Here is a 23,195-nt window from a genome sequence, read left to right on the forward strand (position 1 = left end):
TTCCTCCTAACGAGAAAGCGTGTCGACAATGCCGACGATAGCCAGATCGATGGCCTCATTAGGGCCAGAAAAAACGTGTCTGGCGCTGGAGCCGCTGCTGAGTAATACCAGTTCGCCAGTTCCCGCGCCGACAGAATCAACAGCGACTTCATCTCCACTCACAGGGGACGCAGGAAGCTCTCCGTCAGCACTTACCCGACGTACCAGCAACAGTTTTTTTCCCACCAGTGATGGGGATTTTTGCGTGGAAACCACAACGCCTGTAACCCGTGCCAGATGCATAGCTCACTCCTGCTTAATTAGTTGGACATTTCGCAGACTGACTGCTTCCTGAGCCAGAGCCGTCACGACACACCGACGGCGCAACACCAGTACGCCATCCCTTAATTGGGCGACGTCGGCATAGCTGAGAAGCTTCTCAGGATGCAAAAAGATGATTCGTCCCCGTTCGTCATTGAACTCCAGCGGCAGACGTGCGAGTTTTTTCACGGGGATTGCGGGTAACAATCGGTGTTGTAGTGAAATTTTCACGCGGACTCCGCATGCCAGCGCGTCGTGAATCTTTCCCACCGACATGTTGGCTGGGCAGCCTTCGGCAATTCGCTCCAGTAATGGCAGATCCACTTGCTGGAGATGGAGCGACGAGTACTGGCAGCATACTGTCCGTGAATCGATTTCCCGTAACTGCGCGACGCTAAGAGTGAGCGTGCTTTCCGCGCGTTTTTTTAATCGGGAAACAACCTCCTCGATAATGCGTTGCAGCAGTTCGTTGTTCATCGTGAGGTCACCAGTGTGGCGAATGCCTGGGGATTATCAGCGCCTGCAGCATTGGCTTCGTCTGTATCGATATGCATTTCGAGGCGCATATCCGGCGAAACGCGTACGGCGACGTTATCGAAAATCAGTCGACGTTCATCGCCATTAATGGCGACCGAGACTCTATCACCATGGGAAACCCGCAGAATCAGAGCATCGAGCGGCGACATATGGATATGCCGTTGGGCGACGATCACCCCGGATGCTAAGTCCAGTTCAGCAAATGGGCTGACGAGACGAACACCGGGTGTGCCCTGAATATTGCCCGACATCCGCAGCGGAGCAGCAATTCCCAACGTGCGGGCGTCGGTACGAGAAATTTCGACCTGGCTGGTACTGCGCAGCGGGCCGAGTAAACGCACATTTTTTAACTGACCTTTTGGCCCCACCAGCGTGACAGTCTGCTCTGCTGCATATTGTCCTGGCTGCAATAGCCCTTTTTTCTCACTAATGGGGTGATTGGGAAACAAGCGACCGTAATCTTCAGCGCACAGATGAATATGACGATTAGAGATCCCCAGCGGAATCGGGCGCTCGCGCATTTCATCCAGAACCTTAGCGACAGTGGTCTCCAGTTGCTGTTTATCCATTACGCTTCACCTCGTTTGCCAGAGTGAAGACAAAGCGTGCGCGGCTCGCCTTTTTGGCGAGGGCAGGCAGGATCAAGACACAAATTGCAGCTAATCAACTCTGCATCTTGCGGGGCTTCGGGTACATCATGGTCTACAAATATCTCTTCATGCGGTACGGCTGGTATGGGTTCTGGCGTTGGCTCAGGCTCCAGGGCAAAGCTATGCGACAGGATCCCGTCCCCGGGTCTGGAAATGACTTTGTGAGCCACCAGTCCATCTCGCTGGTCAGCGAAACTGACACCGGTGGAAATGGCCGCCTGGACGGAGGCCACATCCCCGATTATCTTGATCACCGTCCAGCCTGAGCCGTTGGTTTTTTCGAGGCCCACCAGCGTGATGGAGGCGGCTTTCGCCATGACGTCCGCGCAACTGATGGCTAATGCCAGACCACTAACTTCAAGTAATCCCAGTGATTGCTTCACGCTGTGCTCCTTGGTTGCAACGACTTATGCGGATTTAGGTAAAATGGCTTCAACGTCGCTGTGCGGACGCGGGATAACGTGGCAGGATTTCACCTCACCAACGGCGCTTGCGGCTGCGCTTCCAGCATCTACGGCTGCTTTCACCGCGCCGACATCACCGCGAACCATAACGGTGATAAGGCCAGAGCCGATTTTTTCGTATCCAACCAACTGCACGTTTGCGGATTTCACCATGGCATCAGCGGCTTCAATAGCGCCGACAAGCCCTTTTGTTTCAACCAGTCCCAGTGCGTTATTCATACTGCTTTTCTCCTATGGGTTATGAGTGGCATTCCCGGAACGGAATGCCTTTAACCAGCCGCGCAGCGTTGTTACCAATGCTGCGGCGATCGTGGCTATTTTGTTGATACGTCAGCGTAAAAAGTGGTGCTGACGTGGGTAAGTTTTTGTAGTGCACGACCAGTTTTTCGCGGCTACAGCCAATACCGACCAGCAATGGAGACTGGCAGGCGGCCAACCATGCGTTGTGGATAACGTCAGCTGAGCCACTCTCCTGAATCACAAAGGGGATCCCTTCTTCTTCAATACCCAGCAGTACGTCATTCCAGACGTCAGCACAGTCAGCACTGGTGAAGATAACGATGGCTGGTGTGGTGAGATTACTTTCCATGAGCGAATGCCTTATGCCAGGAGAGAATCAGTCCTGTCGCAACCGCATTGCGCGGACCTTCGGTACCACGAATGTTGCCGCGCCCGGCAACCAGTCGATAATGCGCCAGAGCATCGGTGACCAGCTGTGGAACTTCAAAATCCAGAGATGAGCCGCCAACCAGCACCACAAAGGGAATATCCCGAATGTTCCCGGTCGGACTGACCTGACGTAGCGCTCTGAGTGCGTTAGTAACGAAAACGCGCTCCTTGGCGCTTCGACGAATGGCCCGTACTTTCTCCAGCGCCAGTTCACCAGGCAGTGGCACCAGTTCATCGGGTTTCACTACGCACACGCGCGCAAAAACCGTTGGTGGGAGAGGCGTAGGGAAGAACTGAACGCTGCCGTCTTCGTGGCGAAGGTGGAACAAGCTCTCAACTTTCGCCAACGGATACTTTTTAATCTCTTCAGCGAGATAACGGTCATCCAGACCCAGTTCACGGGCAATGATCATCGTGACCATATCGCCTGCGCCTGCCAGGTGCGTGGCAATAATTTCGCCCTTAGGATTGATGATAGAAGCGTCGGTTGAACCCGCGCCGAGATCCAGAATAGCCAGTGGTCGTGTTGTGCCTGGAGTTGTTAAGGCTCCCAGAATGGCAGCTTCGGCTTCGGCCCCGCCAACCTGGACGTCAATGTTGAGCTTTTGCGTGATCTCTTGTGCAATCATCGCCATTTGCAGGCGGTCTGATTTCACCATGGAGGCTATGCCGACAGCCTGTTCCAGTGAGAACTCACCTGCAAGTCCACCCGTCACGCTGACGGGAACCGAGGTATCGACCGCCAGCAGATCCTGAATAAAAATTTCATGACTGGGTTTGTTGGTTAATTCAGCCATCGTCTGGCGCACATGCTCCAGCATGCCGCCAATATTAGTGCCAGCTTCTCCTGTAACGTTATCCAGTTTTGGGCATTCACCAACCGCTTTCATAATCGCTTCGGCGCCCGCGGCAACGTCGACCCGTACGGTACGACCTTGAGACTGTAGCTCCAGATTTCCGGCAGGAATCGCTCGCGCTTTCACATCACCTGACGGCGTTTTCACCACCACGGCTGAACGGTTGCCGATCAGCGCCCGTGCCATCGGAACAATGTTTTTAGTCTCATCGGCATTGAGGCCAAAGACAGTTGCAATGCCGTAGGGGTTAGAAAGGGTTTCAATGACCTTTCCTGGTACAGCGACCTCAATGGCAGCCAGCATCCCCAACGGGATACGGTCGATATGAAGGACTTCATCGACGATGGGCAGGGGGTGAGTCAGACGATTGCTGACCAACACGCCATCGTCCTGTTGTAAAATAACACCAGTCAACTGGTATCCAGCACGGACGGAGGCATTAATCATCGTAGCGACATCGGCGAAATCAAATGCCGATGACACCACCAGAATATAGGGCGTATCCGCCGGGCGACTGAGAAGGTCTTCCGGCGTAATAGTGACGCCCACGCCTAACCCGACACCGCCCGGTGTTTTAGGGTTATGGCCGATCATGGTGGATTCAGTGATGATGGTTTCGGTTATTGTTTCCATCGCCACATCGCCAATGACCGGGGTGGCTTCGTTAATACGGATGAGCGAAATATCACTGACATTGATACCGGCGTTTTTTGCCGCCAGCGTAAGGGCCTCCTGAATGCCAAACACATTACGTAATGTGCCCTTAATTCCGGTGGTTTCTGCCAGCGCGCTGCCGGTGATGCTCAGCACGCCAGACTCATCGAGAGTAGCCAGAGCGACTTCCGTTGATGAGTTGCCTATGTCAATGCCAGCTATATATCGCATGATCCTTTCCCTGAGTTAGTCGTCGCCTTTGAGTTTTTTACGCTCAACGTACAGCGCTGCCGCTTCACGAACGAAAGCTGCACAGATTTTTGCCTGATAACGATTTTCGAGATCGTCGGCGATAGCCATCAGCTCATCTTTTGTTGAGCGATACGGGCGCAGCGCGTTGTAGATCTCAAGAATGCGATCGTCAGGAACAGCGGTTAGCTCGGCTGCGCGTTCGAAGTTCATCGCCAGCCTGTCACGTCCGGCATCTTTGGCGATTTCCGCCTGCAGGCGCAGTGTTTCAGGGGTGATGCGCATGTCCTGCGCGGTCACTTTGTTGCTCAGAACATTTTCAAGCGTGAAGTCGTCCAGCGTTTTGTTGGTCGCAGTTTTTACCCACTCAGGATGTTTATTCGCGAGAGGGTAATCCGTGACTTTCGCGGTATGTGCTGATGAACTCACCGCGGGCGGAGTCGCGGACTCGCCTTGCAGGCTGTTCATCCGGCTCAACACATCCCGAACCATCGATTCAATTGCGTCGGTATTCATGGAGGTATCCTTTATCAAAGCGCCACGCGCAGTTCCTGCGGGTTTTTGCCTGTCACAACGTATTTGGTCTCTTTAATGTGCAGAATGGCTGATTTCGCCTGGTACTTAGGACGAGCCATCTGGTCATTCAAAGTAGGGACCGGTTGCGGAGATTCACGCTTGGCATAACGCGCGGCGTTTTTACCGATCTGACGATAGGTTTCCAGCGTCAGAAGCGGTGCCTGAGGGAACAGCTCCAGGTTTGAAAGCGGCGGTAACCCCTGCTGGTGGATAACCGTGGTACCTTTTGACTGGATGCCGATAGAGATCCCGGAACCGCTCAGACGGTTCCCCTCAACGGCGACAAACGCCACATCGGAGGATTTAAAGCAGCGGATAACGCGCGCTTTAATGCCTTCTTCTTCAATACCGGCAATCACTTCGCGCAAGATATTCTTATGCGGGATACCTACGATATTGACGGTTTGCGAGAGCCCGAACGCCGGCCCTACGGCAATAATCACTTCGTCCTGTTGCTGGCCTTGTTTGGCTTCACCAATCTCGGTCAGAAAGCTGTCTCCCTGTGTCGCCGCAGCCTGAGGTGCGCTTGCCGCTGTAGATGCGCGGAAAGAGACGGGTTTGTCGCTGGTCTGCATTTCAGACAACACATCTTCAATTATCTGGCGCAGCAGTTTTTCATTAATTTCCATTTTTCACCCCTTAGCCAAGCTCGTTGGGATCAAGTGCGCCAGGGATGTTTTTGATCTCTTCCCAGCGTTCGCCCTGCAGGCGATAACCTGTTGCCGGACCGGCATAGTCGTTAACATCATTGACAGCGGATAGCACCTGTCCGTCGCCAACGATAATGGCGGAGGTATGCAGGTAATCCCCGGTTAACTTGGCTTTCTGGATGTTGAGCATGTCCTGAGCGACATCGGTAAATCCGCCCTGAGCAAGGGCTTTCACCACTTCCAGACCGTTACGGTTCTTATTGATGATCTCTTGTGCAAACTTGATGTCTTCAACGATGTTACGTTCCGGCATATCTTTCGAACCGTGGGCGTAGGTCGCAGCTTCCACTTCTTCATCAGTGATTGGTGGTAATCCCATCCCGGCAAAGACGGCCTGCAGCGCACGTGCCGCTTTGTTACGAATGGCGATAACATCTTCTTCACGAACCGGACGCAGACCACCGTCTACTTTCAGGTCGCGCTGAAGAACGTTGTAGTCGTCAAAATCTTCAGCATCCTCGTTCGAACCTGCAAACATGTTGTCGTAGTTCGGCACCGCGGAATAACCAGAAGAAATGAAGTCAGTACCCGGCAGGAACTGCATCAGCAGACGCGCAGTACGACGCATATCCGAGTGGGTAAAGGTTTGGTCGTTGCTGGAGGCGCATTCCAGATCCAGAGAGGAACAAATCAGGTTTTCAGCCAAAACTGCACGAATGCCTGACGGCACGGCGGAAGGGACACCGATGCAGCTTACTGAACCGTTTTGCAGGCCCTGTACGCCCGCAGCTTTGGTGATGTAAATGCAGCGGGCTTCCAAATAAAGCATTGATTTGCCTTCGGCGTAACCCATCTGAACTTCTGAGCCAGAACCGGAGGTAAAGCGCATTTTCAGACCACGGGATGCATAGGACGAGGCGAGGAAGCCTTTCGACCATGGCGTGTCATCGCCGTCGGTAAAGACGGGTTCAGTACCATAGACGGAGATGGTTTCCGCGTAGCAGGTGTGGCCTAGCATGCCGAGTTTAAGTTCGGTAGCTTCTTCCAGCGAGCACTGGGTTAATACGCCAGGGCGTCCAACCTGCGAGCCGACTAACAGCGCAATGGCGTTAAATGGCGCATAACGTGCAACGGCAACGGTTGTTTCCTGTTCGTCAAACCCGCGCCATGCGCCTTCAGCGGCATCAGCGGCAATCTGCACCGGGTTATCTTTGACGTTAGTGACGTGCGCTTGTTGAGAGGGTGTACGACGAGCACGCATTTTCTGCATCGCCATCATCATCTCAACGACGTTCATATGGGACACCACTTCGACAATTTTTGCCGGCGTCATTGCGGTGGTCAGCGGCACTATGTCTTTGCGCTTCACGTTAGGGTCGCAAAGCATATTGGCCAGTTTGACCGAATCCATCGCCATGACTTCTTCAGCGCGCGCCAGGTTAATGCCGTAGCGGGCAATGAAATGGTCGATTAAGTCAAATTCACTGGCGGATTTACCGTCCAGTTCAGTGACTGTACCGTTGACGATTTTAATCGACGGTTTGGGGTCGTTCGGGCTTTCCATCGCAATGAAGCCTTCTTCGATCCACTCCTTAACGAAACCATCCTGATTCACAGGGCGCTTCGCCAGTGCTTCAAATCTTTTCGATCTCATGAATCAGCCTCACTGATATCAGATGTAGGACGGACGATCGTTTTTCGGCTCTGAGCCGAGGGTCCCGAGTACGGTTTTACCGATTTCACGGGCGGAGATAACGGCCTGACGAACAGCGCCAGAGTCACCCGAAATAACCAGAATGGCTTCGTTACTGAAGCTGGTGCCATGGGCAGGGGAGCTGTAGGCCACAACTTCCACGTTGGCTGATTTCAGGGCCGTATCGGCCATCAGGACACCAACGGATGCCGGCGCGCCGACGATAACGCCACAGGCACGGCCAATCGGTGCGCCAAAGGCTTTTTCAAGTGCGTAGCTGGCGCGTGCGGTGTACTGCATTTCGATGTGACCCGCTTCATTGGCATAAACATCGCCAAAGGTGCGATCCAGTTCTTTCAGTGCGACTTCAATGCCGCGTTTCACGTCGGAAACATCGTTGCCGCCAAGAATAATCAGCGAGCCATGACCTGCGCCGCCTTTGGTATCACGTGGTAACTCAATACTGACGACTTCAGTATTGGTGGCTTTTACCGCTTCATCGGCGGCCATGATGTGCGGGCCTGCGCCAGTACGGGCGCCAAGGATGCCAATGGAGCGATACCGTTTTTCAAGTTTCATTGCGTCCAGTAGGGCGCTGTCTACGTTGGCGATTACCAGACCGACGGTGTCGCCAATCGCGGTACCGACAAACTCCGTTAAACTGCAGCTTTTCTCTGCCATAGCCGTTTCTCGTGTTGGAGGATTATTTTCAGGGATAGCCTGCTGTTCCGGCGTTGCCACGCGAGCAATCACCTGCGCCATGATCTGTTCAACCAGCTCATTGCTGCTCATTAGCTAATTCCCTTCGGTAAGATTTTTTCTACATCGGTATGCGGGCGTGGGATGACGTGTACGGCTTTCACTTCTCCCACATTACGGGCTGCGGCGGCACCTGCATCTGTTGCTGCTTTGACTGCGCCGACATCGCCACGAACAATGACTGTTACCAGCCCCGAACCAATTTTTTCGTAGCCGACCAGCATTACATTGGCTGACTTCACCATTGCATCTGCGGCCTCTATGGCTGCAGTTAAGCCTTTGGTTTCTACCATTCCTAACGCTTCTTGTTGCATAAAGACCTCGCCTGGGTTGTCCCGATTTTCATGACTATAAAAAGAAGCGAGGAAAAAGAATGGCTGAGTTGAAAGTAAGAGTGAAAAAATAGTGGGGTTATGGTGAGATAAAATTGCTACGCACAATTATAACAATTTGTTTTTATTGGTTGTTTTTGGTTTTAACAATGTGACTATTTGGTTATGTTAATTCCATATTTACACTTTTCCGAGTGACAGTTTAAATATCATTTGCTATGCGAGAAAAATGAAATTGTGATGATCGTTTGAAAATGGAATTCTGCTGTTCGCAATATTTTATTATTTTGAAAATGTACTTTTAATAGGGTAAATCCTCGTTTTACCGCCTGCTTTATTAAAGGTGATGGCAAGAATTTGCTATCACAACACGATTTTTAAGGGCATGTCGCTTGCAGATTGCCAACAATTTGCCGATACAGATTTTTATAGTAAGCCTTGAAGTAATCTTCCTGCCAGCAAGGAGTCCGCTGGTAAAGACACGAACTCTGCTTAGAAGGTGTCACAATGAACGATTCACTAAGAGCGCAATGTATTGCTGAGTTTTTGGGTACCGGACTATTTTTGTTTTTTGGTATTGGGTGCCTGAGCGCCCTGAAGGTCGCGGGTGCCAGTTTGGGATTGTGGGAGATCTGCATCATATGGGGCTTGGGGATCTCGCTTGCAGTTTACCTGACAGCCGGGATTTCTGGGGCCCATCTCAACCCCGCGATTACCATCGCACTTTGGTTGTTTGCCTGTTTTCCGGGGCGTAAAGTACTGCCTTATTCTGTCGCTCAGATAGCGGGTGCCTTTGGTGGCGCTATGCTGGCCTATTTGTTGTACGGCAGCTTATTTATTGAGTATGAATCAGCCCACCAAATGGTACGCGGCAGTCTGGAAAGCCTGCAACTTGCCAGCATTTTTAGTACGTATCCTGCCGCCGCACTGAGTGTCTGGCAGGCCGCACTGGTCGAAGTGGTGATTACCTCCATTCTGATGGGGATGATTATGGCGCTAACGGACGACGGTAACGGTGTTCCCAAAGGCCCGTTAGCACCACTGCTGATTGGTATTCTGGTTGCTGTTATCGGCGCATCAACCGGTCCACTTACCGGCTTTGCGATGAACCCGGCACGTGATTTTGGTCCTAAATTGTTTGCCTGGATGGCCGGGTGGGGTGATGTTGCGATGACAGGTGGGCGTGATATCCCATATTTTATTGTGCCGATTGTGGCTCCCATCATCGGCGCCTGTGCGGGCGCAGCAATTTATCGTTATTTTATTGGCAAAAATTTACCGTGTAATTCGTGTAAGTTGGAGGAAAACGAGAGCTAGCTTCACGAAAGATGTTTATTATTGAAAGGTAAAAACTGTTTTCGTGATCCGGTTTCCTGAACGGCTTAAAAAGTCTCCCAACAATGGGAGACTTTTGTTATGTTCAATGCTGACTTTCATCAGCGCGCCGGATCGCGAGATGAAAATGAATGTGTGAATAATATGTTTTATTTATAACAATAAATTAACTGAGAGGTTTTATCATGATTTCTGCGAGTGCCCTGAACTCAGAACTCATTAATAAAATCGCACAGGATTTTGCACAGGCCACCAGTCTGGCTGTTGTGGTTGTCAATATTCACGGTGATGAAATTTCTGAGCTTTTTAATTTCACTCCTTTTTGCCAGTTGATGCGCCAGCATCCTCAGCATAGTACGCGTTGTCGTATGAGCGACCGCTGTGGAGGGTTGGAAGCCTCTAAATCCGATCAACCCTGCATTTATCGCTGCCATGCCGGGCTTACCGATTTCTCAATTCCGCTGGTCATCGCGGGACACCTGGTAGGGTTCGTGCTTTGTGGACAAGTACGCTTAAGTAACGATGTAGGCCTCGTTGATATTCTGAACGTCGATGACCGCTGGCAAGCAGATCCCGAACTGGTAAACGAGTTCCGTAATGTACCTGAAATGGACTATTCTCGAGTCATTGCTTCAGCGGATTTACTCAAGCTCATCGTCGAAAATTGCCTTAAGAAACAACTTAATTTTGTTGTTATCAAAGATAACCCGCAGCAGTCAGAGCCGGTACGCGCTAACCGTAGTACCAACCCTCATGACAGTAAAATGAAAAAAGCCCTGCGCTATATTGATGCACATTTATCAGACGATCTGCGTCTGGAAGATGTTGCCTCTCATGTTTTCCTTAGCCCGTACTATTTCAGCAAATTGTTCAAAAAATATCAGGGTATTGGTTTTAACGCATGGGTAAACCAGCAAAGAATGGCCAGTGCCAAAGAGCTGCTTTGTCACAGTGACTGGAGCATAGCCAGCATTGCGCGTAATTTAGGCTTTTCGCAAACAAGTTATTTTTGCAAAGTTTTCCGCCAGACCTATCAGGTTACGCCGCAGGCATTTCGCCAGCAAATAAATGTCATTTCACGCGGTGAATCCGCTTAAATAGCAATATTTTGCTATTGCCGATTTTTGATATCGGGTGCTATGTCAGTCATTATAAAATGAAATGTGACAACAGCAGTCAATAAATTGTCATAGCGCAACAAAATAATGGTATTAGAGGGATAAACTGCACCAGTTTTTATTTTTGTGATGAGATACAGTGTCTGCGCGAATGACTTTCTTTATTCTTAGCTGATACTTTCATTCAAAAAGTGAACGTATGAATAAGTGGGTTAAGGCCAGAAAATTGGCTGAATGAACTCGGAAAGATATTAAATTGAATTATTGTCATGAGGTTGTGAAATTACCTCATAACAGAGAGCTTAATTAACCAGGCTCTTGAACTGACAGGTTTGCCACATTTGTGGTAGGGAAGGGGGTGAGAATCCCCCGCAGCCCCCGCTGCTGTGATGCTGACGACCCCGTATGGACCACTGATCGCAAGATTGGGAAGGACGGGTGAGGATGACGCTAAGCCAGAAGACCTGCCTGTCAGTGACTACCAACAACTTCGGTGGGAAGTGGGTGGTTCAGATGCATACAGTCGAGAGACTGGGTATCTCTACACCCCTACCACCCTGAACAGGATCAGGGTATGGCGGCCAATTTTCACGCATTTGTTCTTGCAGGTACCGGAAGCGGCTGTGGTAAAACCACGGTGACGCTGGGCTTGTTGAGCTTGTTGAAAAAACGCGGTTTGCGCGTCCAGCCATGCAAAGTGGGTCCTGATTACCTTGATACCGGCTGGCATACAGCGGTATGCGGTACCGCTTCCCGCAATCTTGATAGCTTCATGCTTCCCGTCCCCACGCTGAACGCTCTATTCAACGAGCAGATGCAACATGCGGATATCGCCGTTATTGAAGGTGTGATGGGGCTGTATGACGGCTATGGTACCGACCCAAACTACTGCAGCACCGCCGCGATGGCTAAACAGTTAGGCTGTCCGATCATCTTACTGGTTGATGGTAAAGCCGTTTCCACTTCAATCGCCGCAACGGTAATGGGGTTTCAGCATTTTGATCCCACCCTGAACATCGCCGGGGTTATTGTTAATCGGGTTAACAGCGAAACGCATTACCAGTTACTGAAAGTCGCAATCGAACGTTACTGCGATGTACCCGTCTTGGGCTACGTACCCCGTATGGAGGGCGTTGCCCTTCCCGAACGTCATCTGGGTTTAGTAACCGCACGTGAGTCGGTTATCAATCAGCAACCGTGGCAGGCTTTTGCCGCGACACTGGAGCAAACCCTTGATATTGACGCGCTGCTGACATTAAGCCAGTCAACCAATCTTCCTGCTGGCGAATGGCCAACGCTGCCCGCCGCAGACGCCGGAGCAGGGCTAACGGTTGCAATTGCCGATGACGAAGCCTTCAACTTCTACTACCCGGATAACATTACGCTGCTGGAACGTACGGGGCTAAATATTGTTCGTTTTAGCCCGTTGCACGACACCTGTTTGCCGGACTGTCAGATGATCTGGTTAGGTGGCGGATATCCTGAGCTACACGCTGCGGCGCTGGCTCGCAATGTCTCGATGCTGAATCAACTGCGAGAGGCACATCAACGTGGCGTCGCGATTTATGCAGAGTGCGGGGGGCTGATGTATCTCGGCAGTTCGCTTGAGGACAGCAACGGCGATACCTGGCTGATGGCGGATATCATTCCCGGCCACAGCAAAATGGGGAAACGTCTGACCCGATTTGGCTACTGCGAAGCGCAGGCCGCGCAGCAAACATTGTTAGCTGCAGAAGGTGAAGTGCTGCGCGGACATGAATTTCACTACTCTGATTTTACTCCTGAAACGCCAGCGGTGATGAACTGTCGCAAAGTGCGCGATGGTAAAACGCTGCAAGCCTGGTCCGGCGGCTGGCAGGTCGGAAACACCTTCGCCAGCTATCTACACGTTCATTTTGCTCAACGTCCGCAGATGCTTAACCATTGGCTGGCAGCCGCGAGGAGTGCGCTATGACGATCCTTGCGTGGTGTGTTGCCTGGCTGCTTGATTTTATCATCGGCGATCCGCAGAACTGGCCGCATCCGGTGCGCTGGATTGGCAATCTGATTTCTGCCGTGCAGCGAATTGTTCGGCGTTACTGTCATAGCGACCGTGCGCTGCGCATTGGCGGTGCGGTGATGTGGATTGTGGTGGTTGGTCTGACCTGGGCTGTGTCCTGGGGCGTGCTGGCACTGGCAGAATCTGTTCATCCCTGGTTGGGTTGGGTGGTAGAGGTATGGATGATCTTTACCGTGCTGGCCGGGCGCTGCCTGGCAAAGGCCGCGCAGGATGTCGAACGTCCGCTGCGGGCCGGTGACCTTGCTCAGAGTCGGGAAAAATTGTCATGGATTGTGGGGCGTGATACCTCACAACTGCAACCGCAGCAGATCAATCGCGCGGTGGTGGAAACCGTGGCTGAAAACACCGTAGACGGCATTATCGCGCCGTTGTTCTTTCTCCTCCTCGGCGGTGCGCCCCTGGCGATGGCCTACAAAGCGGTAAACACCCTTGACTCCATGGTGGGCTACAAACATGAAAAATACCGCGCTATTGGTATGGTCAGCGCGCGTCTGGACGATGTTGCGAACTTTATTCCTGCAAGACTGAGCTGGCTGTTGCTGGGCGTGGCGGCATTTTTATGCCGTAAAGACGGCTCGCGAGCTTTACAGATTGGCTGGCGCGATCGCTACAACCACAGCAGCCCAAACTGTGCGTGGTCAGAGGCATCCGTAGCCGGGGCATTAGGCATTCGTCTGGGTGGTCCTAATGACTACTTTGGCGAGCGCGTTGAGAAACCGTGGATCGGTGATGCTCAACGCGACATTTCGGTAGACGACATTTCCCATACGATTCGACTGATGTGGGTGGCATCGACGCTGGCACTGGCGCTGTTTATTGCGCTGCGGTGGCTGTGGGTCGGTGTAGCCTGAGGACAACATAATGCAATATATCCAGCAACCCCAGGCGATTGAAGCCAAAAGTTTCGACATTATTGGCGAGATCATCCGTGAAACGCGTCCGGACTATCAGTTTGCCAGTCCGTTACATGAAGCCATTATCAAGCGGGTCATTCACACGACGGCGGATTTCGACTGGCTGGACATTCTGTGGTTTTCCAGTGATGTGCTGGAGCAGTTTTGTGCCGCGCTTAGCCGTTCGAGCGTGATTTATACCGACACCACGATGGCGCTTTCCGGGATCAATAAAACGCTGCTGGCACAATTCGGCGGTGAATGCCGCTGCTACATCAGTGACCCGCGGGTCGTGCGTACGGCAAAAGAGCAGGGTATTACCCGGTCCATGGCTGCTGTCGACATTGCGGTGAAGGAAGAGGGGGAAAAGCTGTTTGTCTTTGGCAACGCACCGACTGCGCTGTTCCGCCTGCTTGAGCATGATGTTGCCGTCAGCGGTGTGGTGGGTGTACCGGTCGGGTTCGTTGGTGCTGAAGAGTCGAAAGATGCCCTGACCCAAAGCAATTTGCCCGCCATTGCAGCGTTAGGCCGCAAAGGGGGAAGCAATGTCGCCGCCGCTATCGTCAACGCCATGCTTTATCACATGCAGGGGGCGCGATGAGCGAGGCCTTCGATACGCTGGTGTGGCACAACGGTAAAGCGCTGCGTAAAGGATATACCACGGGATCGTGCGCCACGGCGGCGGCAAAAGTTGCCGCGTTGATGGTATTGCGCCAACACCTCATCCATCAGGTTTCCATCGTGACGCCTTCCGGGGTGACGCTGTGCCTGAGCGTGGAGTCACCGCATATCGAAGGGCAGCAGGCAATAGCGGCCATCCGCAAAGACGGTGGAGATGATGTGGACGCCACCCACGGCATGCTGATTTTTGCCCGCGTGACGTTAGACGATAGTGGCGTGATTGCCTTACAGGGCGGTGAAGGGGTCGGTACGGTAACCCGCAAAGGGATTGGCCTGCCGGTGGGCAGTTCGGCGATTAACCGTACACCTCGCCAGACCATTGAATCTGCCGTCCGCGAAGCGATTGGCCCAAATCGTGGGGCGCAGATTGAAATCTTCGCGCCAGAAGGCGAAGAACGGGCGCAAAAAACCTACAACTCGCGCCTTGGCATTTTGGGCGGCATTTCGATTATTGGCACCACGGGTATTGTCACGCCGATGTCGGAAGAGAGCTGGAAGCGTTCACTGTCGCTGGAGCTGGAAATTAAGCGGGCGGCGGGGCTGGAGCGTGTCGTACTGGTGCCTGGAAACCACGGCGAGCGTTTTGTTCGCGAGCAGATGGGTATCGACACCCAGGTTGTGGTCACCATGAGCAACTTTGTCGGTTACATGATTGAAGAAGCCGTACGTCTGGGGTTCCGGCAAATCGTGCTGGTGGGGCACCCCGGTAAGCTCGTCAAAATCGCGGCGGGGATCTTCCACACTCATAGCCATATTGCCGATGCCCGCATGGAAACGCTGGTGGCCCACCTCGCGCTACTTGGCGCACCGCTGGAACTGCTGACGCTGGTCAGCGACTGCGATACCACCGAGGCGGCGATGGAACACATCGACGCATACGGTTTTCAGCACATTTATAACCACCTGGCTAAGCGCATCTGTATGCGTGTCCTGCAAACGCTGCGCTTTACCAAAAATCCCCCGACCTGCGACGCTATCATGTTTTCTTTTGATAATCAGGTGCTTGGCAGTAATCGCCCGGTCGCAGAGATTGCTGAGGAGATGCAATGTTAACCGTTGTAGGGATGGGGCCAGCCGGTTTGCATTTGATGACGCCTGCGGCGCGTGAAGCGGTCGCGACGGCGGATGTTCTGGTCGGTGGAAAGCGGCATTTGCAGCAATTCCCGGATTTTGCCGGTGAACAGTTTGCTCTTGGCGCCAATATCCCGGAACTCCTGAGCTGGATTAGTGCGCACCAGGAGAAGCATGTTGTGGTACTGGCGTCTGGCGACCCGCTGTTTTACGGCATCGGGACGCGCATGGTGGCGCATTTTGGCATTGAGAATGTGCGGATAATTCCCGGTATTAGCGCGGTGCAGTACCTGTGCGCGCAGTCCGGTATTGATATGAACGATATGTGGCTGACCAGTAGCCATGGCCGCAGCGTCTGTTTCGACGAGCTGGCGCGGCATAACAAGGTGGCGATGGTGACTGATGCGCTGTGTGGCCCGCGTGAAATCGCACAGCAGCTCATTGCCCGAGGCAAGGGGCATCGCTGGATGGTGATTGGCGAAAACCTGGCGATGGAAAACGAACAGATCCATTTCCTGCCTGTGCGTGAAGTTAACGCTGACTATGACATGAATGCAGTGGTGATCCTTGATGAAAGATGAGCTGTTTCTGCGTGGAGAGAAAGTGCCGATGACTAAAGAAGCGGTACGCGCACTTGCCCTCTCAAAACTTGAATTACACCGCGCCAGTCACCTGATTGATATTGGCGCCGGAACCGGCAGTGTGTCGATAGAGGCGGCGTTGCAATATCCCGGATTACGTGTAACGGCCATCGAACGTAACCCGGCGGCGCTCAGGTTGCTGGATGAAAACCGCCAGCATTTTGCCTGCGCAAATATCGATATTTTTCCCGGTGTCGCACCAATGACCATCACGGAAAAGGCTGATGCCATCTTCATGGGCGGCAGCGGCGGCCATCTGACCGAACTGATTGACTGGTCGATGCGCCAATTGCATCCCGCAGGGCGTTTGGTGATGACGTTTATCCTCCAGGAAAACCTCAACACCGCGCTGGCACATCTGGACCATCTTGGCGTACAGGGAGTGGATTGCCTGCAGTTACAGGTTTCCTCGCTTGCCACGCTTGGCAGTGGTCACTATTTCAAACCGAATAACCCCGTATTTGTTATCGCCTGTCAGAAGGAAGGAAACCATGTCTGAGATTTTTGATCCCCGTAGCGTGTGGTTTGTTGGCGCAGGTCCTGGCGATCGCGAGCTGATTACCCTCAAAGGTTACCGGTTGCTACAGCAGGCGCAGGTTGTTATCTACGCCGGATCGCTGATTAACACTGAACTGCTGGAGTATTGCCCTGCCGGTGCTGAATGTCACGACAGCGCTGAACTGCATCTGGAGCAGATCCTTGATCTGATGGAAGCTGGAGTGAAAGCGGGCAAGACCGTTGTGCGCCTGCAAACCGGCGATGTCTCGTTGTACGGTTCCGTACGCGAGCAGGGTGAGGAGCTGACCAAACGCGGGATTGACTGGCAGGTGGTGCCTGGCGTCAGCGCGTTCCTCGGCGCGGCGGCGGAGCTGGGTGTGGAGTACACCGTACCTGAAGTTTCACAGAGTCTGATCATTACGCGCCTGGAAGGCCGCACCCCGGTACCGGAACGTGAACAGTTGGAGTCTTTTGCCAGTCACCAGACATCTATGGCGATTTATCTTTCCGTCCAGCGCATTCATCGGGTGGCTGAGCGTCTGATTGAAGGCGGCTATCCGGCGACCACGCCCGTGGCGGTGATCTATAAAGCGACCTGGCCGGAAAGCCAGACTGTGCGCGGGACCCTGGCGGATATTGGCGACAAGGTTCGCGATGCGGGCATCCGTAAAACGGCCCTTATTCTGGTCGGTAATTTCCTGGGCTCGGAGTATCACTACTCCAAACTCTATGCGGCGGACTTTAGCCATGAATACCGTAAAGCCTGAGTCAATTGCGCTTTTTTGCCTGACTCCTGGTGGCGTTGTGCTGGCGAAACGTCTGGCAGCCATGCTGCCGGTTACCTGTTTTACCAGTGAAAAGCTGCTGGAGGAGGGGTTTATTCCCTTTGAAAACGGTTTTGCGAATACCGCCCGCGAAGCGTTTACGAATTACTCGGCGCTGATTTTTATCGGTGCGACCGGCATTGCGGTCCGCGTACTAGCCCCGCTGGTCAATGACAAATTCTGCGATCCGGCAGTGGTGGTCATTGATGAACGTGCCCAGCATGTCATCAGCCTGCTCTCCGGCCACGCGGGCGGTGCCAATGCGTTGGCGCGTTATCTGGCGGGCATGTTGGGCGCTGACCCGGTTATCACTACCGCGACGGATGTGAACGATATGGCGGCACTGGATACGCTGGCATTTCAACTGAATGCCCGGATGAGTGATTTCCGTTCGGCGGTGAAGATCGTGAATCAGATGCTGGTCAGCAATAAACGGGTTGGTCTGTGGTGGGATGACGAACTGACGCAGGATGTCAGCCATTGCGACCGGCGCGGATTTATTACGGTTACCGATCTTAACCAGCTCCCCGAACTGGATGCGTTGGTGTGCATCACCTTACGCACCAATTTACCTGACCTGCCTGTTCCGCACTGGAAGTTGGTGCCACAGCGGGTTGTGGCCGGAATTGGCTGTCGCCGTGATACGCCGTTCCCTCTGCTGGCTGCGCTGCTTGCCCGGCAACTTGAAGCTCAACAGCTCGATCCGTTGGCGCTAAAAGCGATTGGCAGCATCACGCTGAAAAAAGATGAACAGGGACTTATCCAACTGGCTTCGTGCTGTCGCGTTCCTTTCGAAACCTTTACCGCTGACGCGCTGCGTGAGCATGAGCACCGTTTTCCGGCCTCATCGTTTGTTCGCAAAACGGTAGGTACAGGAAGCGTTTCCGGTCCTGCAGCCTGGCTGTTGAGCCACGGAAAACTGTTAGGCGAGACCCTGCGAGAACAGGGCGTCACCATCACTTTGGGAGTTTCACACTGATGTTAAGCGTAATTGGAATTGGCCCTGGCTCGCAGGCAATGATGACCATGGAAGCCGTTGAAGCACTGCAGGCAGCGGAAATCATCGTTGGCTATAAAACCTACACCCATCTGGTAAAAGCGTTCACGGGTGACAAGCAGGTGATCAAAACCGGAATGTGCAAAGAGATTGAACGCTGCCAGGCGGCGATCGAACTGGCACAGGCGGGTCATAACGTGGCGCTGATCAGTAGCGGTGACGCGGGGATTTACGGTATGGCCGGGCTGGTGCTCGAACTGGTCAGCAAGCAAAAGCTGGATGTTGAGGTCAGGCTAATACCTGGCATGACCGCTAGTATTGCCGCGGCCTCTTTGCTGGGCGCGCCGCTGATGCACGACTTCTGCCACATCAGCTTAAGCGATCTGTTAACGCCATGGCCGGTTATTGAAAAACGCATCGTTGCCGCCGGTGAGGCAGACTTTGTTATCTGTTTCTACAACCCGCGCAGTCGGGGTCGCGAAGGTCATCTGGCGCGCGCATTTGAGCTGCTTTCCGCCAGCAAAAGCGCGCAAACGCCGGTTGGTATTGTGAAGTCTGCCGGACGTAAAAAGCAGGAAAAATGGTTAACCACGCTCGGTGAAATGGATTTCGAACCGGTTGATATGACCAGCCTTGTGATCGTGGGTAACAAAACAACCTATGTTCAGGACGGCCTGATGATCACGCCACGAGGTTATGTGCTGTGAATTACGGTGATGTGCTGGTCATGGGCGGTACGAGCGATGCGCGCATGCTGTGCCAGCAACTGGATGCGGCAAACGTGGCCTACACCCTGTCAGTTGCAACCCCAACAGGGAAACAACTGGCGGGAGACATCAAAGGCCAGGTGCGCTGCGGGCGTCTGGAGCGCGAACAAATGATTGCCTGGCTACAGGAAAATCGGACGCGCTGGGTGATCGATGCCTCGCATCCGTACGCCGAGGTGGTGAGCCGCAACATCATGAGCGCCTGCGAAGCGGCGGGCGTACTGCTAAGCCGCTACCAGCGCCCTGAGCAGTTGAGTGGGTTAACTCACCCGCACCTGTATACCGTACAAAGCATTCCGCAAGCCTGTGAGGTGGCGCGACGCTTCGGCGATCGTGTGCTGCTGACGACCGGCAGTAAAGATCTGGCCATCTGGCGCGAAGGGTTGCCTGAAAAAACGCTGCTGGCGCGCGTTCTGCCTGTTCCTGAGGTCATTCAGCAATGCGCGGATCTGGGATTTGGTGTCGGTGAAATCTTCGCACTGTGCGGACCGTTCAGCGCCGAGTTCAACGCCGCGTTTTATCGCCAGTGCCAGGCTGATGTGGTGATCACCAAAGCATCTGGCGCTGAAGGTGGTTATCAGGAAAAGGTTCAGCCCTGTCTGGATGCCGGAATCCCCTGCATCGTGATTACACGTCCGGCACCATTGGTGACGGGAGAAGAGTTACTGGAAAGTCAGGCCGCCTTTGGGGTGCGTTTAACGCGCTGGCTGGCCACTGCTTAAGGAGTTTGAGATGAAAAAGGCGCTTCTGGTGGTCAGCTTTGGCACCAGCTATCACGACACCTGCGAGAAAAATATTGTGGCCTGTGAGCGCGATCTTGCAGCTAGCTGCCCTGACCGCGACCTGTTCCGGGCGTTTACCTCCGGGATGATAATCCGCAAGCTCAAGCAGCGCGACGGCATTGAAATCGACACGCCGCTGCAGGCGCTGCAAAAACTGGCGGAGCAGGGGTATCAGGATGTGGCTATTCAGTCACTGCACATTATCAATGGCGACGAATACGAAAAAATTGTCCGCGAAGTGCAAAGTATGCGTCCGCTGTTTTCACGCCTGACGCTGGGTGTACCGCTGCTGAGCAGCCATGAAGATTACACCCAGTTGATGCTGGCGCTGCAACAGCAGATGCCGGCGCTTGGCGAAAGTGAAAAAGTGGTGTTTATGGGACACGGCGCCAGCCACCATGCTTTTGCCGCCTATGCCTGTCTCGACCACATGATGACGGCGCAGCGCTTTCCCGCGCGGGTTGGGGCGGTGGAAAGCTATCCGGAAGTGGATGTGTTGATTGAAAGTTTATCTCAGGAAGGGGTGACGGCGGTGCATCTGATGCCGCTGATGTTAGTCGCTGGCGACCATGCCATCAACGATATGGCCTCCGACGAAGATGATTCCTGGAAAACGTTGTTCAATGCAGCAGGGATTCCGGCTACGCCGTGGCTTAGTGGTCTGGGTGAGAACCCGGCGGTTCGCGCCATGTTCGTGGCACATTTACAGCAGGCGCTTAATGTGGCGCTGGAGGAAGCAGCATGAGCGGAAAACTGTATGCACTGAGCACCGGGCCAGGTGCTTCCGACTTGATTACCGTGCGTGCCGCACGCACGCTGGGCGCGCTGGATATTCTCTATGCGCCTGCCGGGCGTAAAGGCGGTGACAGTCTGGCATTGTCGATTGTACGTGAGTATATCGGTGAACAGACCGAAGTCCGCTGCTGTCATTTTCCTATGAGTGCCGATAGCGTTGAAAAAGAGGCCGTCTGGGATGAAGTTGCTGCCGCGCTGGTTCAGGAAGTCGAGGCCGGTAAGCAGGTGGGGTTTATCACTCTCGGCGATGCGATGCTGTTCAGCACCTGGGTCTTTTTACTTCAGCGTATTGGTTGTCCTGACTGGCTGGAAATCGTTCCTGGCGTCACGTCTTTCGCCGCGATTGCCGCGCGTTCCAAAACGCCGCTCGCTATGGAGCAGCAGTCACTGGCGGTGGTCTCCTGTACCGCACCGGAAGCGGAAATCCAGCAAGCGTTAAAACAGCATGACAGTCTGGTGTTGATGAAAGTGTACGGTCGTTTTGCGCGTATTAAAGCGCTGCTACAACAAGAGGGTTTGTTGGACTGTGCATTAATGATGTCTGAAGCCACGCTGCCAGGTGAACAGTGCTGGCGTCATCTCGATGAGGTGAGCGACGATCAGCCGCTGCCTTATTTCTCGACCATTCTGGTCAATAAACAGTGGGAGTATGCACAATGAAGCTTGAACAACAGCTAAAACAGCTGTCTTTCAGCGGGTTGGCTGCGGCGCTATTACTGATGATTGTTCCTGAACAAGCGTTCGCCATGCACATTATGGAAGGTTTCTTGCCGCCGATGTGGGCGCTGGCCTGGTGGCTGCTGTTTTTACCCTGCCTGTGGTACGGGCTGGTACGTCTGCGCCAAATTGTGCAGGAGGATAACCACCAGAAGGTTTTGCTGGCCCTGTGTGGCGCTTTTATTTTTGTGCTGTCGGCGCTGAAAATTCCTTCCGTTACAGGAAGCTGCTCACATCCTACCGGTGTAGGCCTGGCGGTTATCCTGTTTGGACCGGGCGTGGTTGCCATCCTTGGGGCGATTGTCCTGCTGTTCCAGGCTCTGCTGCTGGCACACGGTGGTTTAACGACGCTCGGCGCGAACGGCATGTCGATGGCGGTAATTGGCCCGGTAGTGGGTTACATGGTGTGGAAAATGGCCTGCCGCGCAGGGCTGCGTCGTGATGCCTGCGTCTTCCTGTGTGCGATGCTGGCGGATCTCGTCACCTATTTTGTGACCTCGGTACAGCTGGGCGTTGCGTTCCCGGATCCCTCTGCTGGTGCTACCGGCTCAATCATTAAATTCATGGGGATTTTCTGCCTGACGCAGATCCCAATTGCGATTGCGGAAGGGTTACTTACCGTGCTGATTTACGATCAGCTAACCAAACGCCAGTTGATAACCGCACAAGGGCATTAACGATGAAAAAGACGCTGATTATATTGGGCATGGTAGTGGCGCTGGTGATCCTGCCGTTCTTTATCAACCACGGTGGGGAATACGGCGGTTCAGATGGTGAGGCGGAAAGCCAGATTCAGGCTATTGCCCCGCATTATGAGCCCTGGTTCCAGCCGTTGTATGAACCCGCAAGCGGTGAAATTGAAAGTCTGCTGTTTACACTCCAGGGATCGCTGGGCGCAGCTGTGATTTTCTATATCCTGGGTTACACCAAGGGTAGGCAACGCCGTGATGACCGGGCTTGACAGGCTTAGCTATCAAAGCCGTTGGGTTCATGTCTCGCCGGTGCGGAAATTTCTGCTCTGGCTGGTGATGATGATTCTGGCGTTTACTCTGCCCCCATTGGGGCAGGGTATTGAGCTTTTACTTATTGCCGCGCTGAGCTGCTGGCTGCTGCGTATTTCCTTCTGGCGCTGGTGCCGTTGGATGGCATTACCGTTTGGTTTTCTCACGGTTGGCGTGGTGACCATTTTGTTTAGCATCAGCCGCGATCCACAGACGCTGTTGGCCAGCATACCTGTGGGAAGTTATTGGTTGGGGATCAGCGCGCCAGGTCTGGTAACCGCCAATGAAACCTTCTGGCGCAGCCTTGCCGCGCTGGCGGCAACTTTCTGGCTGGTGCTGAATCTGCCGTTTCCGCAATTAATTATCTTACTCAAACGCGCGCATGTTCCTCGCCTGCTAACTGAGCAGATCCTGCTGACCTGGCGGTTTATTTTTATCCTGTTAGACGAGGCGCTGGCTATTCATCGCGCACAAACGCTGCGTTTTGGTTATCGTAGCTTGCCGTTGGGCTACCGCTCTCTGGCAATGCTGGTGGGATTGCTGTTTACCCGCGTGTTGATCCGCTACCAGCAAATGACCACCACACTGGATATCAAACTGTATCAGGGTGATTTTCACCTGTAAGG

The 23,195-nt window shown here is 53.5% G+C and carries 29 protein-coding genes and 1 riboswitch; of the genes, 17 read left to right on the plus strand and 12 right to left on the minus strand.

The features are described 5' to 3' along the window. Positions 1-6: 6 nt before the first annotated feature. The 12 genes from OGX92_RS04885 to pduA are packed head-to-tail and all read right to left on the minus strand — an operon-like array spanning position 7 to position 8,372. Entirely contained in the window at positions 7-282 is a 276-nt protein-coding gene (locus tag OGX92_RS04885) for a EutN/CcmL family microcompartment protein (RefSeq protein WP_003030211.1), read from the minus strand. A gap of 3 nt (positions 283-285) precedes the next feature. Continuing rightward, the gene (gene pduM / locus OGX92_RS04890; RefSeq protein WP_003834149.1) at positions 286-777 is read right to left on the minus strand and encodes a microcompartment protein PduM; all 492 of its coding nucleotides are present in this window, start codon (positions 775-777) and stop codon (positions 286-288) included. Then, the gene (locus tag OGX92_RS04895) at positions 774-1,406 is read right to left on the minus strand and encodes a phosphate propanoyltransferase (RefSeq protein WP_003834146.1); all 633 of its coding nucleotides are present in this window, start codon (positions 1,404-1,406) and stop codon (positions 774-776) included. Before OGX92_RS04895 ends, pduM begins: the two co-directional genes overlap by 4 nt. After that, the gene (locus tag OGX92_RS04900; RefSeq protein ID WP_286586292.1) at positions 1,406-1,870 is read right to left on the minus strand and encodes a BMC domain-containing protein; all 465 of its coding nucleotides are present in this window, start codon (positions 1,868-1,870) and stop codon (positions 1,406-1,408) included. Before OGX92_RS04900 ends, OGX92_RS04895 begins: the two co-directional genes overlap by 1 nt. Before the next feature lie 24 nt (positions 1,871-1,894). Continuing rightward, positions 1,895-2,170 (minus strand): propanediol utilization microcompartment protein PduJ, encoded by a 276-nt coding sequence (gene pduJ / locus OGX92_RS04905; protein ID WP_001057752.1) that lies wholly within the window; start codon positions 2,168-2,170, stop codon positions 1,895-1,897. Between the two features lie 19 nt (positions 2,171-2,189). Next, on the minus strand, positions 2,190-2,540 hold the full coding sequence (locus OGX92_RS04910; protein ID WP_111465407.1) for a glycerol dehydratase reactivase beta/small subunit family protein: 351 nt from the start codon (positions 2,538-2,540) through the stop codon (positions 2,190-2,192). Next, on the minus strand, positions 2,530-4,362 hold the full coding sequence (locus tag OGX92_RS04915; protein WP_003839013.1) for a diol dehydratase reactivase subunit alpha: 1,833 nt from the start codon (positions 4,360-4,362) through the stop codon (positions 2,530-2,532). The genes OGX92_RS04910 and OGX92_RS04915 overlap by 11 nt, the downstream gene beginning before the upstream one ends. A 15-nt stretch (positions 4,363-4,377) precedes the next feature. Further along, positions 4,378-4,896, minus strand: coding sequence for a propanediol dehydratase small subunit PduE (pduE, locus tag OGX92_RS04920; protein WP_003834133.1), 519 nt, complete (start codon positions 4,894-4,896; stop codon positions 4,378-4,380). A gap of 14 nt (positions 4,897-4,910) precedes the next feature. Then, a complete protein-coding gene (gene pduD / locus OGX92_RS04925) occupies positions 4,911-5,585 on the minus strand; it encodes a propanediol dehydratase medium subunit PduD (RefSeq protein ID WP_003834131.1) in 675 nt (224 codons plus the stop codon). Positions 5,586-5,595: 10 nt separating this feature from the next. Further along, entirely contained in the window at positions 5,596-7,260 is a 1,665-nt protein-coding gene (gene pduC / locus OGX92_RS04930) for a propanediol dehydratase large subunit PduC (protein WP_003030249.1), read from the minus strand. An 18-nt stretch (positions 7,261-7,278) separates the two neighbouring features. Continuing rightward, the gene (gene pduB, locus OGX92_RS04935; protein ID WP_003834129.1) at positions 7,279-8,091 is read right to left on the minus strand and encodes a propanediol utilization microcompartment protein PduB; all 813 of its coding nucleotides are present in this window, start codon (positions 8,089-8,091) and stop codon (positions 7,279-7,281) included. After that, positions 8,091-8,372, minus strand: coding sequence for a propanediol utilization microcompartment protein PduA (gene pduA, locus OGX92_RS04940; protein ID WP_003030255.1), 282 nt, complete (start codon positions 8,370-8,372; stop codon positions 8,091-8,093). Before pduA ends, pduB begins: the two co-directional genes overlap by 1 nt. A 525-nt stretch (positions 8,373-8,897) precedes the next feature. On the opposite strand from pduA, the gene pduF reads away from it, so the two are divergent. The 17 genes from pduF (at position 8,898) to OGX92_RS05025 (ending at position 23,193) form a co-directional block, all read left to right on the plus strand. Next, positions 8,898-9,707: a propanediol diffusion facilitator PduF gene (gene pduF / locus OGX92_RS04945; protein WP_003030258.1), complete on the plus strand. Its 810-nt coding sequence runs from the start codon at positions 8,898-8,900 to the stop codon at positions 9,705-9,707. A 203-nt stretch (positions 9,708-9,910) separates the two neighbouring features. Beyond that, positions 9,911-10,822, plus strand: a complete 912-nt coding sequence (gene pocR / locus OGX92_RS04950; protein ID WP_003834122.1) for a transcriptional regulator PocR — start codon at positions 9,911-9,913, stop codon at positions 10,820-10,822. A gap of 332 nt (positions 10,823-11,154) precedes the next feature. Further along, a riboswitch (cobalamin riboswitch) is annotated at positions 11,155-11,329 on the plus strand. Positions 11,330-11,417: 88 nt separating this feature from the next. Then, positions 11,418-12,797 carry a cobyrinic acid a,c-diamide synthase CobB gene (locus OGX92_RS04955; protein WP_003834119.1) on the plus strand — a complete coding sequence of 460 codons (1,380 nt, stop codon included), beginning with the start codon at positions 11,418-11,420 and terminating at the stop codon, positions 12,795-12,797. Then, complete coding sequence (cbiB, locus tag OGX92_RS04960) at positions 12,794-13,753, plus strand: adenosylcobinamide-phosphate synthase CbiB (RefSeq protein ID WP_003834117.1); 960 nt, start codon at positions 12,794-12,796, stop codon at positions 13,751-13,753. The genes OGX92_RS04955 and cbiB overlap by 4 nt, the downstream gene beginning before the upstream one ends. A 10-nt stretch (positions 13,754-13,763) precedes the next feature. After that, complete coding sequence (locus tag OGX92_RS04965; RefSeq protein ID WP_063940447.1) at positions 13,764-14,396, plus strand: cobalt-precorrin-8 methylmutase; 633 nt, start codon at positions 13,764-13,766, stop codon at positions 14,394-14,396. Then, on the plus strand, positions 14,393-15,529 hold the full coding sequence (gene cbiD, locus OGX92_RS04970; protein ID WP_286586293.1) for a cobalt-precorrin-5B (C(1))-methyltransferase CbiD: 1,137 nt from the start codon (positions 14,393-14,395) through the stop codon (positions 15,527-15,529). Before OGX92_RS04965 ends, cbiD begins: the two co-directional genes overlap by 4 nt. Beyond that, the gene (locus OGX92_RS04975; protein ID WP_003834111.1) at positions 15,523-16,128 is read left to right on the plus strand and encodes a cobalt-precorrin-7 (C(5))-methyltransferase; all 606 of its coding nucleotides are present in this window, start codon (positions 15,523-15,525) and stop codon (positions 16,126-16,128) included. The genes cbiD and OGX92_RS04975 overlap by 7 nt, the downstream gene beginning before the upstream one ends. Beyond that, entirely contained in the window at positions 16,118-16,687 is a 570-nt protein-coding gene (locus OGX92_RS04980; protein WP_003834109.1) for a decarboxylating cobalt-precorrin-6B (C(15))-methyltransferase, read from the plus strand. The genes OGX92_RS04975 and OGX92_RS04980 overlap by 11 nt, the downstream gene beginning before the upstream one ends. Further along, positions 16,680-17,453 (plus strand): cobalt-precorrin-4 methyltransferase, encoded by a 774-nt coding sequence (locus OGX92_RS04985; protein ID WP_003030275.1) that lies wholly within the window; start codon positions 16,680-16,682, stop codon positions 17,451-17,453. The genes OGX92_RS04980 and OGX92_RS04985 overlap by 8 nt, the downstream gene beginning before the upstream one ends. After that, entirely contained in the window at positions 17,434-18,489 is a 1,056-nt protein-coding gene (gene cbiG, locus OGX92_RS04990) for a cobalt-precorrin 5A hydrolase (RefSeq protein WP_003834107.1), read from the plus strand. Before OGX92_RS04985 ends, cbiG begins: the two co-directional genes overlap by 20 nt. Beyond that, positions 18,489-19,214, plus strand: a complete 726-nt coding sequence (locus OGX92_RS04995; protein ID WP_003030278.1) for a precorrin-3B C(17)-methyltransferase — start codon at positions 18,489-18,491, stop codon at positions 19,212-19,214. Before cbiG ends, OGX92_RS04995 begins: the two co-directional genes overlap by 1 nt. Further along, a complete protein-coding gene (locus OGX92_RS05000) occupies positions 19,211-19,996 on the plus strand; it encodes a cobalt-precorrin-6A reductase (RefSeq protein ID WP_003834104.1) in 786 nt (261 codons plus the stop codon). The genes OGX92_RS04995 and OGX92_RS05000 overlap by 4 nt, the downstream gene beginning before the upstream one ends. 10 nt (positions 19,997-20,006) lie before the next feature. Next, on the plus strand, positions 20,007-20,801 hold the full coding sequence (cbiK, locus tag OGX92_RS05005; protein WP_003834103.1) for a sirohydrochlorin cobaltochelatase: 795 nt from the start codon (positions 20,007-20,009) through the stop codon (positions 20,799-20,801). Then, on the plus strand, positions 20,798-21,511 hold the full coding sequence (locus OGX92_RS05010) for a cobalt-factor II C(20)-methyltransferase (RefSeq protein ID WP_063940443.1): 714 nt from the start codon (positions 20,798-20,800) through the stop codon (positions 21,509-21,511). The genes cbiK and OGX92_RS05010 overlap by 4 nt, the downstream gene beginning before the upstream one ends. Further along, positions 21,508-22,245 carry a cobalt ECF transporter S component CbiM gene (gene cbiM / locus OGX92_RS05015; RefSeq protein WP_286586294.1) on the plus strand — a complete coding sequence of 246 codons (738 nt, stop codon included), beginning with the start codon at positions 21,508-21,510 and terminating at the stop codon, positions 22,243-22,245. Before OGX92_RS05010 ends, cbiM begins: the two co-directional genes overlap by 4 nt. Positions 22,246-22,247: 2 nt before the next feature. Then, the gene (locus tag OGX92_RS05020) at positions 22,248-22,529 is read left to right on the plus strand and encodes an energy-coupling factor ABC transporter substrate-binding protein (protein WP_003030289.1); all 282 of its coding nucleotides are present in this window, start codon (positions 22,248-22,250) and stop codon (positions 22,527-22,529) included. Continuing rightward, the gene (locus OGX92_RS05025) at positions 22,516-23,193 is read left to right on the plus strand and encodes an energy-coupling factor ABC transporter transmembrane protein (protein ID WP_003834087.1); all 678 of its coding nucleotides are present in this window, start codon (positions 22,516-22,518) and stop codon (positions 23,191-23,193) included. The genes OGX92_RS05020 and OGX92_RS05025 overlap by 14 nt, the downstream gene beginning before the upstream one ends. Positions 23,194-23,195 lie beyond the last annotated feature (2 nt).

The organism is Citrobacter sp. Cpo089 (assembly GCF_030332695.1).
Classification (GTDB): Bacteria; Pseudomonadota; Gammaproteobacteria; order Enterobacterales; family Enterobacteriaceae; genus Citrobacter; species Citrobacter portucalensis.